The sequence below is a fragment of the Pseudomonas helleri genome, assembly GCF_009600315.1.
In the GTDB taxonomy this organism is placed as follows: Bacteria; Pseudomonadota; Gammaproteobacteria; order Pseudomonadales; family Pseudomonadaceae; genus Aquipseudomonas; species Aquipseudomonas helleri_A.
Genome location: NZ_WIWC01000031.1, coordinates 31,752 through 49,020, shown reverse-complemented (window position 1 = coordinate 49,020; position 17,269 = coordinate 31,752). Strand labels below are relative to the sequence as shown.

At 57.4% G+C, this 17,269-nt stretch carries 16 protein-coding genes and 2 pseudogenes; 4 read left to right on the top strand and 14 right to left on the bottom strand.

Going from position 1 to position 17,269, the window contains the following annotated elements; translation table 11 throughout:
• Nucleotides 1–172: 172 nt before the first annotated feature.
• From GHN86_RS16995 to prmB, 9 genes are all read right to left on the bottom strand, one after another.
• Complete coding sequence (locus GHN86_RS16995) at nucleotides 173–1,381, bottom strand: acyl-CoA dehydrogenase family protein (protein WP_153380588.1); 1,209 nt, start codon at nucleotides 1,379–1,381, stop codon at nucleotides 173–175.
• Nucleotides 1,382–1,404: 23 nt separating this feature from the next.
• A complete protein-coding gene (locus GHN86_RS16990; RefSeq protein WP_153380586.1) occupies nucleotides 1,405–3,117 on the bottom strand; it encodes a dipeptide ABC transporter ATP-binding protein in 1,713 nt (570 codons plus the stop codon).
• Complete coding sequence (locus tag GHN86_RS16985) at nucleotides 3,114–3,977, bottom strand: ABC transporter permease (protein WP_153386981.1); 864 nt, start codon at nucleotides 3,975–3,977, stop codon at nucleotides 3,114–3,116. Before GHN86_RS16985 ends, GHN86_RS16990 begins: the two co-directional genes overlap by 4 nt.
• Nucleotides 3,974–4,954: an ABC transporter permease gene (locus tag GHN86_RS16980; protein ID WP_153382293.1), complete on the bottom strand. Its 981-nt coding sequence runs from the start codon at nucleotides 4,952–4,954 to the stop codon at nucleotides 3,974–3,976. The genes GHN86_RS16985 and GHN86_RS16980 overlap by 4 nt, the downstream gene beginning before the upstream one ends.
• A gap of 13 nt (nucleotides 4,955–4,967) precedes the next feature.
• Nucleotides 4,968–6,602, bottom strand: a complete 1,635-nt coding sequence (locus GHN86_RS16975; RefSeq protein WP_153382295.1) for an ABC transporter substrate-binding protein — start codon at nucleotides 6,600–6,602, stop codon at nucleotides 4,968–4,970.
• Nucleotides 6,603–6,748: 146 nt separating this feature from the next.
• Nucleotides 6,749–8,146, bottom strand: coding sequence for an LLM class flavin-dependent oxidoreductase (locus GHN86_RS16970; RefSeq protein WP_153382297.1), 1,398 nt, complete (start codon nucleotides 8,144–8,146; stop codon nucleotides 6,749–6,751).
• A 15-nt stretch (nucleotides 8,147–8,161) separates the two neighbouring features.
• Nucleotides 8,162–9,214, bottom strand: a complete 1,053-nt coding sequence (locus GHN86_RS16965; RefSeq protein WP_153382336.1) for an NADP(H)-dependent aldo-keto reductase — start codon at nucleotides 9,212–9,214, stop codon at nucleotides 8,162–8,164.
• A 172-nt stretch (nucleotides 9,215–9,386) separates the two neighbouring features.
• Nucleotides 9,387–9,824, bottom strand: coding sequence for a hypothetical protein (locus tag GHN86_RS16960; RefSeq protein ID WP_153382299.1), 438 nt, complete (start codon nucleotides 9,822–9,824; stop codon nucleotides 9,387–9,389).
• A 227-nt stretch (nucleotides 9,825–10,051) separates the two neighbouring features.
• On the bottom strand, nucleotides 10,052–10,960 hold the full coding sequence (gene prmB / locus GHN86_RS16955; RefSeq protein WP_122782951.1) for a 50S ribosomal protein L3 N(5)-glutamine methyltransferase: 909 nt from the start codon (nucleotides 10,958–10,960) through the stop codon (nucleotides 10,052–10,054).
• A gap of 271 nt (nucleotides 10,961–11,231) precedes the next feature.
• Between prmB and GHN86_RS16950 the strand changes: the two genes are divergently transcribed.
• The 3 genes from GHN86_RS16950 to GHN86_RS16940 all read left to right on the top strand — a co-directional run bounded on the left by GHN86_RS16950 (nucleotide 11,232) and on the right by GHN86_RS16940 (nucleotide 12,907).
• Nucleotides 11,232–11,822, top strand: a complete 591-nt coding sequence (locus GHN86_RS16950) for a cysteine hydrolase family protein (protein WP_153382301.1) — start codon at nucleotides 11,232–11,234, stop codon at nucleotides 11,820–11,822.
• A 143-nt stretch (nucleotides 11,823–11,965) separates the two neighbouring features.
• A complete protein-coding gene (locus GHN86_RS16945; RefSeq protein WP_153382303.1) occupies nucleotides 11,966–12,286 on the top strand; it encodes a hypothetical protein in 321 nt (106 codons plus the stop codon).
• Between the two features lie 63 nt (nucleotides 12,287–12,349).
• Entirely contained in the window at nucleotides 12,350–12,907 is a 558-nt protein-coding gene (locus GHN86_RS16940) for a Smr/MutS family protein (RefSeq protein WP_059762984.1), read from the top strand.
• Nucleotides 12,908–13,264: 357 nt separating this feature from the next.
• Here the strand turns inward: GHN86_RS16940 and GHN86_RS16935 are convergent, their stop codons facing one another.
• The 3 genes and pseudogenes from GHN86_RS16935 to GHN86_RS16925 all read right to left on the bottom strand — a co-directional run bounded on the left by GHN86_RS16935 (nucleotide 13,265) and on the right by GHN86_RS16925 (nucleotide 15,457).
• On the bottom strand, nucleotides 13,265–13,471 hold the full coding sequence (locus GHN86_RS16935; RefSeq protein WP_153382305.1) for a hypothetical protein: 207 nt from the start codon (nucleotides 13,469–13,471) through the stop codon (nucleotides 13,265–13,267).
• Nucleotides 13,472–13,661: 190 nt separating this feature from the next.
• The gene (locus tag GHN86_RS16930; RefSeq protein ID WP_153386979.1) at nucleotides 13,662–14,846 is read right to left on the bottom strand and encodes an HNH endonuclease; all 1,185 of its coding nucleotides are present in this window, start codon (nucleotides 14,844–14,846) and stop codon (nucleotides 13,662–13,664) included.
• An 85-nt stretch (nucleotides 14,847–14,931) separates the two neighbouring features.
• Nucleotides 14,932–15,457: pseudogene (locus GHN86_RS16925) on the bottom strand (glycoside hydrolase family 19 protein).
• 156 nt (nucleotides 15,458–15,613) lie between these two features.
• Between GHN86_RS16925 and GHN86_RS16920 the strand changes: the two are divergent.
• Nucleotides 15,614–15,823, top strand: coding sequence for a cold-shock protein (locus GHN86_RS16920; RefSeq protein ID WP_153382309.1), 210 nt, complete (start codon nucleotides 15,614–15,616; stop codon nucleotides 15,821–15,823).
• A gap of 18 nt (nucleotides 15,824–15,841) precedes the next feature.
• On the opposite strand, the pseudogene GHN86_RS23725 reads toward GHN86_RS16920, so the two are convergent.
• Together GHN86_RS23725 and GHN86_RS16910 are read right to left on the bottom strand one after the other, a co-directional pair.
• Nucleotides 15,842–16,309: pseudogene (locus GHN86_RS23725) on the bottom strand (host specificity protein); the annotation flags it as partial.
• 699 nt (nucleotides 16,310–17,008) lie between these two features.
• On the bottom strand, nucleotides 17,009–17,269 hold the full coding sequence (locus GHN86_RS16910; RefSeq protein WP_153382313.1) for a bacteriocin immunity protein: 261 nt from the start codon (nucleotides 17,267–17,269) through the stop codon (nucleotides 17,009–17,011).

Sequence of the window (17,269 nt, the reverse complement as noted above, 5' to 3'; positions counted from 1 at the left end):
GGTAGCCCCCACGGGCGCGGCATGCTCGCCCACGCAATCACGCTGCACGCCCGGAAGTAAAAAACAATCAGCAGACGTTAACCCGTGAATGCCCACACGATCCACACGGGCGCCTTATTAATAGGAGAAAAAGCCATTGTGGCAATGGCTTGATCCCTACTGCACAGGGCGCCTAAAACAACCCAGACGTAGGCGGCGGCGTACCTTTTAGCTGCCAACTGCCAACCGCTGCCGCTTTCCAGTGACGGGGGTTGTGATTGGCCACCGTGCGTGCGTTGCGCCAGTGACGATCCAGGTTGTGCGCACGCCCGGTCGTGGAAGCACCGCCCACGTCAAACACCAGCTCTGCCGCTTTGAGCGCCGATTCGGCGGCAATGTATTGCGCCTGCGCAACGTCCACTGCGGCCTGATCCACCAATGACGGATCAAGCCCGCCCGCCCAGGCCCGGTCAATCGACTCGGCGGCGTGCAGCACCACCGCTTCAGCGCTGAACGCGCGCGCCGAGATATCACCCACACTGAGTTCCACGTAGGGATCGTCCACCGAGCGGGTGGCCGAGCTGTGCTTGATCGGCCGCGCGTGCTCGTTGGCAAAGGCCACTGCATCGTTCAGGGCGTTGCGCGCAATCCCCGCCTGCACCGCCGCCAGAAACAACTGCAAAAACGGGGTGACGATGGTGCGTTTGCCCTCTTCTACCGTGCGGGTGCGAATTTCTTCGGCCAATACCTGTACGTTATTTAGCCGTGTCGTGCCGCTGGCCGTGAGGCGCTGCCCCATCGAGTCAAAGTCATCGAGCAACTCCAGGCCCTGGCGCTGGCGCGGCAGAATAAACGACACCGGCTGATCGTCTTCGTCCAGTGCTACCGCGCTGACCCAATCGGCGTATAGCGAGCCGGTGCTGTAATACTTGTTTCCCGTCACTCGATAGTGCTCACCGTCGCGCACGATGCGCGCACTGATCGATCCATTGGCGCCGCCCACTTCCCAGCCGGCATTGCCGATGACCGCACCTTGCAGGTAACGCTCAAACCAGCGGGCGCGCTCTGCTTCGGCATCGTCAGTTTGCGAAGCGAGCAAGCCTTCGACAAAACCGAAGCCGGGACGCAACGCCTGAGCGACGTTGGAATCCACGGACGCGATGCGAATCAGCAAGGCAATCACGTCTTTGACCGAGCCACCGCTGCCGCCATAACGGACGGGAATGCGCGTGGTAAATAAACCGGCCTTGGCAATCTGGGCCACCGCCTCAAACGGCAGCAGACGATCACGCTCACGTTGCGCGGCGCCCCGGCCAATATCCGGCAAGAGCCGGTCGGCCAGGGTATTGAGTTCGGCCACCGAAGTGACGGGATGTTCAGTGACAGCAAATAATCTGTTCATGGCAGTTCCTTGCGGGTGAGCGCTTAAATGGCGATTTTCCAGAGTTGCGATTCGTCAAACAGCCAGGCGCTGTTTTCCGCTTCCAGCGGCGGCACGACCAAGGGCGTTTCGGCACCCGGCAGCCGCGGCACCGCCCCCAGCAAGCGGCGGGTGTAGTCGTGTTGCGGGTGTTCAAACAAGGTTTCCACCGGGGCGCTTTCCACCACCTTGCCGTGGCGCATCACCAGCACCTCATCGCTGACGTGGCGAATCACCCCCAGATCGTGGGAGATAAACAGGTAGGCCAGTCCCAAACTCGCTTGCAGATCCGCCAGCAGATCGAGCACCTGCGCCTGCACTGACACGTCCAGCGCCGACACAGGCTCGTCACAAATAATCACTTTCGGGTTGCTGGCAATGGCCCGGGCAATGGCCACGCGCTGGCGCTGACCGCCCGACAGTTGCAACGGCCGACGCGTGGCCAGTTCAGTCGGCAGGCGTACTTGTTCCAGCAACTGCTGGATGCGTGCCGTCTGTTGCGGCGCCGTCACGCCCGCCACATCCAGCGCATCCGCCAGAATCTGGCCCACGCTCCAGCGCGGATCGAAGGAACTCAACGGGTCTTGATAAATCACACTGATGTCGCGCCGACGCACACGCCGCTGTTGTTCGTCCACGTGCTGGCGTCCCGCGCCCGCCCAGTCCTGCCCAAGAAACTCCACCTTCCCGGCGTCCGGCTCCAGCAAGCCGAGTACGATACGCGCGACCGTGGTTTTGCCCGAACCGGACTCACCAACGATGCCCAGTGTGCGCCCTGCACGCAGTTCAAAACTGACGCCATCGACCACTTGCCGGGGCTGCTGATCAGGGCCGATATAGCGCTTGCCCAACGCCGTGGCTTTAAGCAGCACGGCCCCGGCAACCGATGGCCGCGCTTGCACCACGGGCGTCCCCTGCTGCGGCGACAAACGTGTGCCACGGGCATGTTCGGCGGGCACCGCGTCGAGCAGGGCGCGGGTGTAGGCGTGACGCGGATTGCGCAGCACCTGTTGCATCGGTCCTTGTTCCACCGCCACGCCGTGACGCAGCACCAGCACCTCATCGGCCAGTTGCGCGACCACCGCCAAGTCATGGCTGATGATCAACAGCGAATCGCCACGGGCCTTGATGGCTTGCAGCACCTGAAGGATCTGCGCCTGCACGGTGGCATCCAGCGCGGTGGTGGGTTCATCGGCGATCACCAGACCGGGATCCAGTGCCAGCGCACTGGCGATCAGCGCACGTTGGCGCAGGCCGCCGGAGAGTTGATCGGGACGTTGCCGGGCCCGCAGTTCGGGGTCGGGTACGCCCACGGTGTCGAGCAGCTCGATCACCCGTTGCGCACGGCGGCGACGATCGCCCCAGCCGTGGGTCTTGAGCACTTCGAGAATTTCCTTGCCGACCGGACGCAGAGGGTCCAGCGACACCAGCGCATCCTGCAAGACAAAACCGATGCCCTTACCGCGCAGCCCGCGCCAGCCACGTTCGGACAACCCGAGCAAATCCTGCCCGCCATAACTCAAGGTGCGCGCAGTGACCCGCGCTCCGGCACCGGCCAGACCGATGAGGCTGCGGGCGGTCACGCTTTTGCCGGAACCGGACTCCCCCACCAGCGCCAGTGTCTTGCCCGGCGCCAAGGTAAACGACAGGTTCTGCACCACGGTCTGGCCACCGAACTCGATGGACAGGCCTTCAACGATCAAGTGTTTATCGCTCATGAAAGACGCCCCTCCAGACGTTGTTGCAGGTAACGGCCAGCGACGGTGGTCGACAGCGTGGTGAGTACGATGAACAGCCCCGGAAAGAAGGTCAGCCACCAGGCATTGGCGATAAAGTCACGGCCCATCGACAGCATCGTGCCCCACTCGGGCGCGGGCGGACGGGCGCCCAGCCCCAGAAAGCTCAGGGCCGAGGCCCAGACAATGGCCTGACCGACGCCCATGGTCAGCGTCACGATCAGCGGGCGCATGGCGTTGGGTAACAGTTGACGCAGGATGATCCGCCGCCGCGAGTGACCCAGCGCCACCGCCGCTTCGATGTACCCGGCATTGCGCACCGCCAGCACCTGACCGCGCACCATGCGCGCATAACCGGGGGCGCCGCCCAGTCCGGTGGCGATGATCAACGGCCCGACGCCGCTGCCGAACACCGCCACAAACAGCAGCGCCAGCACCAGACTCGGGAACGCAAACAGCACTTCCAGCAACCAGCCGACACCACGATCCAGACGGGCGCCGCCCAAGCCGCCCAGCAGCCCCAGCACAATCGCGATGCTCATGGCCAAGGCCGTCGCGGCCAGACCGATAAACAGCGACTGGCGCGTGCCGTAAATGACCCGCGAAAAAATATCCCGCCCCGATTGATCGGTGCCGAACCAGTGCGCCCAGCCGGGCGGGTGAAAAGCATCCTGCGGCACAATGGCCAGAGGATCGCTGTGGGCAAATACGCCGGGCAGCAGTGCCGCAATGATCAGAAAGCCCAGAAAACCCACGGCCAACCAAGGCCCAAGACGGATCGGGCGCGCAGTGCGCTGAACCCGGATCGCGGGCAGCGTCGTTTCCATCGTCAGTGCACTCATGCGGTTTTCCCCTGTTGGCGAGGGTCGACCCACAGGTACAGCAGGTCGATCAGAATGTTGGCCAGTACGTACACCGCGGCAACCACCAGACTGATGCCGATGGTCAACGGCAAGTCTTGCGCCTGCACCGCCTGATACAGCTGGCGGCCAAGGCCCTTGCGCGAAAAGATCACTTCAATCACCACGGCGCCGCTGATCAATGCGCCGATGGCCCAGCCCGACAAAGAAATACCGGGTAATACGGCATGGCGCAGCGCGTGTTTGAAACGCACCGCGGTGTCGCTCAAGCCCCGCGTGCGGGCGGTCAACACAAAGGGTTGCTCCAGCGTCAGCTCCAGCGACTCACGGGTGACTTGAGCGATAAAACCCGCCAGTGGAATGGCCAGCGCCACGGCCGGTAACACCAAGGTGCGCCAGCCATCGCTGCCCGCTGGCGGGAACCAGCGCAGGCCGAAGGCGAACACCGACAGCAGCAAAATCCCTAGCCAGAAATGCGGCAAGGCAGCCGCAAAGGTTTCGGCCAGCGAAGCCAGATTGGCCACCCAGCGACGCCGCCCTGCTGTCAGCACGGTCAACACCATGACCAGCAGCCAGGCCAGCAGCAGCGAGGTGAAGGTCAGTTGCAAAGTGGCCCAGGATTGATCGGCAAGCACGCCGGTCACCGGCATGTGTTGGGAATAAGACACCCCCAGATCACCCTGCACCAGCCGCCCCAGATACAGCACGTACTGAACTGCCAGCGGCTTGTCCAGACCGTATTCGCGTGTCGCCTCGGCAATGGTTTCGGCGGTCGGGTTGGCGCTCGGCCCGCCTAAAATGGCCAACACCGGATCACCCGGCATCAGGCGCAAGGCAAAAAACGTCAGGGTCGCCACCGCCCACAGCACCAGTACCCCGCCAGCCAGCCGCCAGACCGCGCGCCGCCCCAATAGCGTCAATCGTTCACGTCGCAGATGTGTGACTGTTAATTGGCTCATGCCTTCACCCTTCTCATTTATTAACCCAGGCGTCATACAGATAGGTCACCGCCAGAGACGGCTCCAGCCGCACCCCTTGAGTGGTTTTGTAAATGCCCAGCCGCGAGCTTTGCGGGTAGGTGGTCAGTTGCAGGTATTGGCGCGAAGCGATTTGTTGCGCCTGGTAATACAAGGCGCGGCGCTGATCGGCATTCTGGGTCGCCAATGCTTGCTGGTTGATGGCGTCAAAGGCCGGGTTGGCGAACCCTGCAGTGTTCTGGTGATAGCCACCGACACCGGCGGGCTGCACGAACTCCGCGCCGAAAATGATCCGCAACACGTCGGCGGTGTTGGTGTTCCAGTAGCCCAGACGAATGTCGTAATCCCAGTCCGCTTGACGCTGGGTGGCCTGAACATCGCTCATCTGTTCGACGATCATGTCGAAACCGGCCTTGCGGGTGGTGGCCTGAACCTGCTCCCAGAGGGTGTATTCGGAGGGCGGCGTGCGGTTGCCCATCACCACATGCACTTGCAGCCGTTTGCCGTCACGGGTGCGATAGCCCTCGGCATCGCGTCCGGTCCAGCCGCTGTCGTCGAGCAATTGCGCGGCCCGCGCCGGGTCGTAATCCTGCGCGTGCTGAAAGTCCGGGCTGTAAAATCGCGTGGCCGAACTCAGTGGCCCGCCCGCACGGGGGAACTCGTTGAAGTACACGCTTTTCAACGCGCCTTCGACATCTGCGCTACGCACAAAAGCTTCACGCACTTTGACGTCATCGAACGGCGCGCGGGTGATATTCAGCGTGCCGTTGGTGGGGTTGCCCGGTCGCAGGGCGACGATCACATTCAAGTCGGGGTTGCGCCGTGCGGCCTCGTGGGACTCGGGGGGCAGCGCCTCGATCACATCCACCTCCCCCGCTTGCAGCGAGGCGAAACGCACGGAAGGCTCCTGAATAAACTTCCACACGATGCGTTCCAGCCAGGCTGGGCCTTGGTGTTTGGCCGTGGGTGGCGCCCAGTTGTAATCCGGGTTGCGCACCAGCTCTACCTGACTTTGACGGTCCCACTTGACGATTTTGAACGGGCCGCTGCCCACCGGGCTTTCGCAGTTTTCATCACGGGAACGGAGCAAGGCCGTGGGCGATTCGATGCCCAGAAAACCTTGTGCCAATACCTCCAGAAAAGCCGCATAAGGCGTGGCCAGATGCACCACGGCCGTCGAGTCATCCAGCACGTCGGTGCTGCGGTATTGGCGGATATAACCGCCCGCCGTACTCGACTGGGTTTTCGGGTTGGCCATGTGATCAAGGTTGGCTTTGACCGCCGCCGCATTGAACGGTGTGCCGTCGGTGAAGCGCACATCCTTGCGCAAATGGAAGGTGTAGCTCAGACCGTCCGCCGAGACCTCCCAACGCTCGGCCAGCCATGGCCCTATTTGCCCCTGCTCGTCCATGGAGACCAGCGAGTCGAGGTACTGCTGGCCGATAAACACCTGCGGCATATCGCCGGATACATGCGGGTCAAGGCAGGTTGGTTCGCGGTCCGTGGCGTAGATCAAGGTGCCGCCGCTGACGGGTTTATCGCTGCGCGCCACTGTCGAGGTGTCTTGACCACAGCCACTTAAGACGCCGCACAGCGCAGCGAGACAGATAAAAGGGGAGATTTCACGCATGGGCTTGCTGCCTAAAGTCCGGGAATAAGGCTATTGCACAAGCCATGCCGGGTTTTAGGCCCCGTAAATACGAGGGTTAACGGGTGAGAGCAGGGTTGAAAACCAACAGTCTGTGCAGGGACTGTTGGTGGGGCAACAGTTGGGATTTACGAGAAACGCAACGGCCGCGCCGGTTGCTGCAATACCGCCGCATCTCGATAACGCGCGCCAAAGTGATCACCCGGCAATCTGGCTTGCCCTGCGCCAAACAGGCGTTCACGCAGGGTTTCGCCATCGTTGTAACGCTCGCGAAAGCGCCCGCGTCGACGCAGTTCGGGGATCACCAGTTCAATAAAGTCGCGCGCGGTTTCAAACGACAAATACTGACGCAAGTTGATGCCGTCAATGCCGTCTTCATCCAGCCATTTTTCGATTTGATCCGCGACCACGGTGGGTGTGCCCGCCACAAAAAATCGCTCGCGGTTGAAGCCCGAAAACTGGGCCAGCACCGTGCTCACCTTCCACTCGGGCTTATAGCGCTGCAAGCTCTCCCAGCCCTTGACCTTAAGCGCAATCAAGTCACTGATCAGTGCGTCACCGGGGTAGCGCGTCAAATCGACTGCCGACTGCTGGTGGGCCAAGGATGCTTCCACGCTCATCAGCGTGCGATAGCTGTCGAGCTTGCGGCTGACCTCTTCATCGGTACGGCCAACGATCACCCCGGCCATGACGATAAATTTCAAACCCGCCGGGTCGCGCTCATGGGCAATCGCCTTGTTGCGCATGGCCTCAATATTGGCGCGCACAGCAGCGGTGTCTATACCGCCGGTGAACACCACTTCGGCATGACGCCCCGCAAACCCAATGCCCGCAGGCGAGCCGGTGGCCTGAAACAAGACCGGCGTGCGTTGCCGTGAGGGCTGACACAAGTGCGGGCCAGCGACCTTGAAGTGCTCGCCGACATGATCGATGTAACGCACTTTTGTAGGGTCGGTATAGACGCGCTGTTCGCGGTCCTGGATCACCGCGTCATCGTCCCAGGAGCCTTCCCATAACTTGTACAAAACATCCAGGTACTCATCGGCAATCTCGTAGCGATGGTCGTGAACAACTTCGGTGGCATGCCCGAAGTTACGCGCCGCATTGGGCAAGTACGAGGTGACGATGTTCCAGCCGACCCGGCCCTTGGTCAGGTGATCGAGGGTGCTCATGCGCCGAGCGAAGGCAAACGGCGGTTCATAGGTGGTGGAAAAAGTCGCGCCAAAACCCAGGTTTTGGGTCACGGCCGCCATGGCCGGAATCACCAACAGCGGATCATTGCTGGGGATTTGCATGGCTTCGCGCAGCGCCGTTTGCGGGCCATCGCGAAAACTGTCGTAGGTGCCGATCACGTCGGCCAGAAACACCCCGTCAAAAGTGCCGTACTCCAGCAGTTGCGCCAACTCGGTCCAGTAATCGAGATCGTTGAAACGATGCCGATTGTTCTCGGGATGAACCCACAGGCCGTGAACGATATGGCTCACACAGTTCATTTCAAACAAGTTGACGTGCAGTTGTTTGGGCATCGTCAAAACTCCTGCCTAGGGCGCCGGGTTGGGTATGCGCTGATGAATGGCTTCGATTTGCGCCAGCGTCTGCGCATCCAGCGTTACTTCAAGGGCACTGAGGTTGTCACGCAGCTGCGCGAGGCTGGTCTGACCGGTCAGGGCGCTGGCCACGAACGGTTTATTGATGACGTAGGCCAGGGCCAATTGCGCCGGGGTCAGGTTATGTTCCTGGGCGATCTGCACATACCCGCTGATGGCCGCATCTGCCGAAGGGCTGTCATAGCGATTGAAGGTGCGGTACACCGATGAAAGCCGGGTGCCCTCAGGGCGCGCGCCGCCCAGATACTTGCCGGTTAACGAACCGAATGCCAAGGGTGAATAGGCCAGCAGGCCGACACCTTCACGGTGGGTAAACTCGGACAATCCGCCCTCGAACAGGCGATTAAGCAGGCTGTAAGGGTTCTGAATACTGGCAATTTTCGGCAGCCCCAGACGCTCACTCTGCTTGAGAAACTCGGCCACGCCCCACGGGGTTTCATTGGACACGCCGAGTTGGCGGACCTTGCCCGCCTTGACCTGATCCGCCAGCACCGACAGGGTTTCTTCAATGGTGGTGCTGTGGGTGTCTTCGGCATAGGGGTAGTCGCGCTGGCCAAAAAAATTGGTGGCGCGGTCGGGCCAATGCAATTGATAGAGGTCCAGATAGTCGGTGTTCAAGCGTTTGAGGCTACCGTCCAGCGCTTCGACGATATTGCGCCGGTCATGCCGGGTCAGACCGTCGCGGATATGCAACTGACCGTTGGGGTCCCGGGCCGGGCCGGCAATTTTGCTGGCCAGCACCACCTCGTTACGCCGACCACTGCGGGCCAGCCAACTGCCGATATAGCGCTCGGTGGTGCGCCAGGTGTCGGCATGGGTGGGTGTGGGGTACATCTCGGCGGTGTCGATCAGATTGATACCTTCAGCCAGCGCCAGTTCTATTTGCTGATGAGCGTCGCTTTCGCTGTTCTGATGGCCCCAGGTCATGGTGCCCAACCCCAGCACACTGACCTTGATATCGCTGTTACCTAATTGGCGGTAATGCATGAAATCTCCCTGAATGTGAATGTCAGGAAGGTACTTAGCATCAAACATGCCATGCGCCTGCACACCCCGTGCTGCACGCACGTACGAGGTGGGCTGCTAGTCCACGGTGTTGAGGGTCACACAGTCTGCACCGACACTGTTGCTGCGCAGACAGTGACCGGGTGAGCAGTTGCTACTGATCGGCCGCGTAAATCACGGTTTGGGCGGTGCCACCGGCTATCTGTTTGAGGGTGAAGTAGCTCTCACCCTCATCGGTCAAAATCTCGTAGCCTGCCTTGTTGGCGGTGTTCACGTGTTTGATGATTTTCAGGACGCGCTGAAACTTCACCGACCGGGTGCCATTGTGTGCAGGGCCGGTCATCACGTTGACGCTTTGAAACCAACCGTCGTTTTTCTGGTTGGCGACCAGCGTGCTGCTCAGTGCCTCAAACCGCTCAAGCCGGGTAAAACCCCATAAGGTCTGCTCCTCAACGTGCTTGCCCGCAGTGCCTGCACCGGTAAAGACAAACAGATTGATGGAGGGGTTGTCTTCACAAAAAAAGTCGTAAGGCACCAGTCCATCGACCATTTTCTTGCCGGCAACAAAGCCTTTTTTATGAACCAGGAACATGCCCATTTCCACTTAAAAATGAGCGCAAAGTCTACGGGGGGATGGCGTACAGGGCCGTCAAGGCCGTGTAATTTCGTGTAAAGATCAGGGTATACAGGCGCTGGCGAAGCACGAAGGCTGCAATTGGCGATGCATTCATCACAATGGTTACGCACGCGAATCAGCGCCCATTGTGATCTGCTTGATGCCCCAGAAGCCTCCCTTCCTCGTCAGCGACAACCCCTTTCTTAAACCCGCGAAGCAAACAACGCTTGATGCTCTCGGCATTGCTGCGCTGTCAGCATAAACACGCCGTGACCACCACGTTCAAAGTCCAGCCAGGCAAAATCAACTTCCGGGTAAAGAGCTTCTACATGCACCTGGCTGTTGCCCACTTCAACAATCAACAAGCCTTTTTCGGTCAAGTGATCAGCGGCTTCGGCCAACATACGGCGCACCAGATTCAGGCCATCATCACCGCACGCCAGACCCAACTCAGGCTCATGCTGATACTCCGCCGGCATATCGGCAAAATCTTCAGCATCCACATACGGCGGGTTTGACACGATCAGGTCAAAACGCTGACCCGGCAAACCATCAAAACCATCGCCCTGAACCGTGTAAACGCGCTCATCCACACCATGGCGTTCAATGTTTTGATTGGCCACTTCAAGGGCTTCATACGACAGGTCGGCCAATACCACTTCAGCATTCTGGAATTCGTACGCGCAAGCGATGCCGATACACCCCGAGCCGGTGCACAAATCGAGAATGCGCGCTGGTTCGCTGGCCAACCAGGGCTCGAAGCGTTTTTCAATCAACTCACCAATCGGCGAGCGCGGGATCAACACACGTTCATCAACGATAAACGACATGCCGCAGAACCAGGCTTCACCCAACAAATAAGCGGTTGGCACACGCTCTTCGATCCGGCGTTTGAGCAAATGCTGAAGATTGACCAGCTCATCGTCTTCAAGGCGGCAATCAAGGTAGCTGTCCGCAATTTCCCAGGGCAGATTCAACGCACCCAGCACCAATTGGCGGGCTTCGTCCCACGCATTGTCGGTGCCATGACCAAAGAACAGCTCTTCCCCATGAAAGTGGCTAACGGCCCAGCGAATATGGTCGCGCAAAGTGCGCAGGCGGGAAGTGATCAATGGTCTTACTCCTAAAAATCGACCGACGATTCTAACAGCCAAACCTCGACACAGCCAAAGTTGTGCCCAGCGGTGGTTTTAACCCCAAACGCTGAAGCCAAAAAACATGCTTGAAGGCGCTGCTCGTTCCATTTTGTATATTTTTGCACTGCCGTGATGACACTTGACATCGCTGTAGGCCAACAACTACGTGCCTTATACGACTAGTCATTCACATAAACGCTCGGCCAGTGGAGAATGTCGCAAAAGCCCTACCCAAAGGAGCCCCTGAATGTCCGCTTTAAAGACGATGTTTCAACTTACCGGGCGTGGTTATGCCGCAGCCAGCCTGAGTAATGCCAGCCTGCTGATCATCGATGCGCAGAAAGAATACCTCAGCGGGCCTCTGGCCCTGTCGGGGATGGACGCCGCCACCGCCAACATTGCTGCGCTCCTGGAAGCCGCCCGCAGAGCCAAGTGCCCGGTGATCCATGTACGCCATCTGGGTACCGTTGGCGGCCTGTTCGACCCGCAGGGCGAGCGCGGCAAGTTCATCAAAGGCCTTGAAGCCTCCGACGATGAAGTCATCATTGAAAAACGCATGCCCAACGCCTTCAATGACACACGTCTTAGAGAAACACTGGAAAAAGCAGGCCCGCTGGACTTGATCGTCTGCGGCTTCATGAGCCACTCAAGCGTCAGCACCACGGTGCGCGCCGCCAAAGACTATGGTTTTCGCTGCACCTTGGTAGAAGATGCATGCGCCACCCGCGACCTGCCCACACGTGACGGCATCATCCCCGCCGCCGACGTGCAGAGAACCGAAATGGCCATCATGAATGACAATTTCGCTACCTTGGCACTGACTCAAAACCTCATCTGATGGCGCGTCTGGTAGGCGGACTCTCGCGCCGCCTATCGGCAAATCCACTCTGCGACACCTTTACCCGTCATTTCTGAACATCCTCCGGAACAACCTGCCCATGTTCCTGTCGAAGGCCCGATACCCTTCAAGGAAATATCGGAATGAAAATCGCCGATGGTTTTGATGCGCGGCGCTTGCGTCCCAAAGCACACAGTAATTGGGGCTCGCGACTGGTTCTTACCTTTGCAGCTCTGCTGACCCTCTGCGGCGTGCTTTTGCTTGCAGTGGGTGCCAGCAGCCTGATTGGCCAACCGGCGGCACTTGGCGACCTCAACGCCAGCCCCGCGGGAGCTGCTATCGTGCTCGTCATCGGCCTGTTAATCAGTTGGCTGGGGACATGGCTATGGCGTCGTCGTCGCCGTCAAATGCGTCAACCTATGGGCCTCAACATGGCTGCGCACCTGATGAAAAAACGCGACTGAGGCACATCCAGCGCACGATGGCCGTCGACTTGGGTAAACTGTCCGACCTTCGCGGAGGCTGACATGCAAGACGACGACTTTTCCCTATTTAAAAATGAAATTCGCGGTGTTAAACCGATCAAACACGATCGGGCCGACACTGGAAAACCCAAAGCTGACCGTGCGCAACTGGCCAAACTGCGTCAAAACGCTATCGTGCGCAGTAATGAAACCATTATTGACGGCTTGTCTGATCAATTTGTCATTGATGTAGGCCCGGAAGATCAATTGAGCTGGGCGCGTGACGGCGTGCAGGAAAGTCAGATGCGCAAGCTCAAGCTTGGCCAGATCAGCTTCGAAGGCAGCCTTGACCTGCACGGTATGACCGTTGAGAAGGCCAGAGAAACCCTGTGGGAGTTCCTCAGCGAAGCCACCCGCCTAGAAGTACGCTGCGTACGCGTGACGCATGGCAAAGCCGTGCGCCTGGACGGCAAACGCCCCATGATCAAAAGCCACGTCAACACCTGGCTGCGACAGCACTCACAAGTCCTGGGATTTTGCTCCTGCCAAGCTAAACACGGTGGCGCCGGAGCGGTTTACGTCATGCTTAAACGCACCATGATGGAAGGCCGCGACGAATAACGTCGTGTCGTGGCAGCTAGAGTGCCACGCGAGCTGAGTCGTTATCGTCTGAAGGCAGCGGGATTGGGCGATCGACGTACCTTGTCGAAAATCCCGAATGGCACCGGGAAAAGGCTCCCCGCCGTCCTGAGCGTGCATAGGCGTGCAGTCCTGATTTACACAGCTCAACATCCCCGAGAATGAGGTACCAACAATCCGGTACCGGTTCATAGCAGTGTCAAGCCAGGCACAAAAGATCCGGCAACTTGGCCGGCGTTCGGGAGTATCTACAGCAGTTGCTGCGTATTGGTGGGCATGGCGTTCAACCGATAATAAAAAACCCGCATTTGGCGGGTTTCTTTGATTCAGTACAGGCGTTTATTGAGGCTGTATGCCTCTGATTTTCTCAAGACGCATTGGATAGCCATTCGCTGGCTGAATCACTGTCTCGCTTTCAACCGTTTGGATGATCTTGCCATTAGCATCCTTGGTCACAGCAATGGTTTTGCTGTAAGTGCTCTGTACAACACACCCACTCATTAACAATGCTGCGCCTACTAAAGCCAAAAGCTGGATGCGGTTCACGGGAGATTTCCTTGCCTTATGAATTTCGGCGCGGACTGTAGCAGGCCTTATGCCATCATCACAATCTTCGTGTGATCATCTTTAAACGGCTGATGACGCCTATGTATCATCCGCGAGTAACCCTACGCCTTGAAGCGCTCTCATACTGCTGATTTAAAGCGTTGGCCCCGCGCACAGAGCCCGCTTGCCGTTACCCTTTAAAAATAAACTCTCTGTGGTAAAGCAGAAACGCCTGTTGGTTTTTAGAGAACGGCCCAACATTTTTAATCACGTCCAATCCCCATGCTGCAACGACAGGCTCAGCTTGAGAAGCACACTTCACGTCCCCGTTATCTTCGAATGTTATCCAGCCGCGATCGAACAACTTGTCGACATGGGGGGCCAACATCAATCCGTTGTCTCCACTGAGACGTTCGCTGTTATCGGACACCTTCCAGGGTTTTATATGGCTCGCGACCAAGTAACTTTGATCAACAACCCCAGTGAGCCGACACTTTATTTCCATCAACAAAACCCTTTGACGAAATATACCCTGACCGCGGCGAGAACGGATCAATTGATCTTTCTCTGTCACAGGAACGTTTTCTGCTTGTTGTATCTCGCTCTCGATTACATCGTCATCGATTGAGCGCTCTATGTCTTCAATAGCACCTACCAAGTCAGGGCACTCCTGACCTGCTAGAGCAGTTATCAAACGGCCTAACTCAGCAGAAATTGCAGCCAAGTAACAACCCTGGTTGCCGTTGCCGTTCTTTTGCAGTGGAGAGTTCTTCTTCGGGAGTAAATCTGCTATTTGGCCAATATGAGCTTTGGGAGAGAAAGGTGTAGTTAGCGCCGCCCATTCAATCGGAACTAACCACCCGCCGTCAGCCCAATTTTCACCCGTTTTACCAAACTCTTCAGGCTTCGCTGCCTCGAAATGAACATGAGTGACCACGCCTATTGCCTTTACCACACCTCCTGCATAAGACACGACCACATCACCCGCCTGTACACGTGTCAAGTTGTCGTAAGACGTATTACGAACCCCATTTTTGCTGGTTTTTGGGGACCAAATATAGCCACCTTCAAACTCCGACTTGAAGGTCTGTTTATGGTTGACCCACCAGTAACGTCGTTCGGATTCCAAAGTAATACGCTGAAAAACGACTCGCTCATTCACCCGATCGAGTTTTTTGCACTCCCAGCCGGCTTCAATCCATTGATGAGCCCAGCCATGGGTGTCATTTGTTCGAGAGTTCGCCCACCAAGCGTCATAGCTCCGAGCACTCGGGGGCAGTCCCCCAACAAGTTGGTCGATCTGAGTGAAAGTCAACTCAACAGCGTCTCCGACTTGAGCTTTAAGATGATCTGCCAAAGGCGCGTATTTACTCATTGCTCACCTCTATAATTGAGGCTAGTAGCATATTGAGATCAATGAGCCATCACAACCACGCTACTACGTAATAAATAAACGTTTCCTACTGGGCACGCCAATGCACGCAAAAACCATCGGCGGTAGGGTTTTGCAAAAGCTTTGCAAATCGCAGACAACAAAAAAGGGCCCACCTTTCGGTGAGCCCTTCTAGACCGCCCTCATCATCCAGGGGGCTCAGACCTTTCGTTGCCCAAAACCACCCAGCAGACATACACGCATGCTGCGGCTTCTCTAGCAATTCAGGATGGTTTATCAAGTCAAGGCCTAGCGCTTCGCCGCATGCCTTGTAGTTTGCACGCCCGGTGATCTCGATCAGGCCACGCCGCGATACTTCGAGCCGTCACCCGCCTGGGTGTTGCCCAGATCTGCGCGACCTTCATAGCGGGTCTGGGCAACGGTTGGCCCCCAGATTTCTTTGACATATTTGAACTGGCCGGATTCGTGGCCAATCTGCGCGATAAAGACCGCAACGCGTTTAGGGCCACAATCTGGTACCGGTTCATGGCAGTGTTTAAGACAGGTACATAAATGCCGGCAACTTGGCCGGCATTCGGAAGGATTAGCACCATTGCCTACTGGATATTGACATTCGCTTCCTTGTATCTATGAATTCTTTCAGATGACCGGTCATGCCACCTGTTATTAATGACAGTATCCATTCAGCTTTTAAAGTTTCATTGTAAATAAAGAGTTTCGCCACTCAGTAACTATAAGGAGACACAATCATGAGCACTGGATCCATTAAATTTTTCTACCCCGAAAAACCTCAGGGCTTCATTACAGCTGACGAGAGTGGAGCCGATGTTTTTTTCAATTCTTTCACCGTTAATGAAGATATTGCTAAAACATTGAAAGCAGGGGTTAGAGTTTCTTACGACTTAGAACCTAATTCAAAAGGTGTGATGCAAGCGATAAACATAAAAACCATAAGCTGACGGTCACATGTGATTTACATCGATGACTTCGGTCAGCGCATTCGTGCGCATGGTGTCGGCCCAGTTGCTGTCGTTGCGGTTGGCCGTCAACCAGCGCACGCATACCAGCGCCATGGTAAAGCCCTCGGGCAGGTCTACCCGGTGGCTGCGCTCGTATTCTGAGGTGCCTTTATCGGCGAGCGTGGCATTGAGGTAAGGCTGAAAGCTGCCGCCGTTGACGGACAGTTCAATCACGTAATCAATGCGGTACCCGACTTGGTCACCGTTGGTTTTGACTTCCCAGATTTGTGGCCATGAAAGACGAATGCGCACGGCCGACAGTTGCGGGTCGGTAATGGCCCGAGTCCACGCCGCATCAGAACGCAGTTCAATCGGGAAGCCTTGGGTGATTTCGTTTTCAACCGCAGGAAATCCAGAGATGTGGTTTTGATCGACCGTGCCCGGTCGAAAATCCCAACTGGCGCCGGGAAAGTTTTCCCCGCCGTCCGGAAATTCCCTACTGTCGATCTGTTGCGTAAATGTCCACTGAACCCAATGCGCCGCCGATGTCGCGCTCGCGTAACTGGCTTTGTTGCCTGAATCCTCTTGCCCCAACAGCCCCGCAGGTGATGGCGAAAGCAGGGTCGCCACCCCGCCAATGGCCAAGCCTGCACCCGCCGCGACGAGGTAATACAGCTGGGTGATAGCCCCCACCACGATCAGCGCAATGCCGGCGATGGTTTGAAACAGTCCGGCTTTACGACCCATAACGATGGGTGCAATGCGGATCGGCTCGGCGCGCCCTGAGCGCATGTCCATTTCATCCACGGATAAGTTCTGTTTGCCCCGGAACACGGCAAAGGTCAGGCCGCGCTCTTCCGACAAGCGCAGGAAGCGCTTAAAACCGGGTATCGAGACGCACAAGGCATGAATGGCTTCGGCGCAGGAATGCACTGCCAGCCGGTGTTCGCGGCCAAAGCGGACGCCCAGCACTGCGTACAGAATGATCTGAACGACTAAAGGCTGGCAGCCGATGAATACTGTTCGAGCTGGCATTAACCCTCCTCAGGTACAGGCAGAAAACTAAATGCATTGATCATGTGATTAGCTTTTCTATTGGCCACAGCGTTGCCTGTCCAAGTCTAAAATCAACTAGAACAAGCAGCACTGTAGGATTTGCGGGGGAATTATTGGGTAGGTAGATTCTTAGAATCGTGGTTTAAAACCGGGTAAACCGTTGGCTTCGCACCAGTTTTTTATAGTTTTTGTGATGCCTTGTGCTGAGTCATCTGCACCGGGCTTTGAATAAAAAATCAAATCTGTCCCACCTATATGACCCACTAGAAAATCAAAGTGAGACATCAGTTCGTCTTGATAGGTATCGGTACCAATATCGTCAATTATTTCCTGAACAAACTGTTCGAACTGACGCTCAGTGTAGTCGCTCAACGCTTTTCTAAGTTCCAT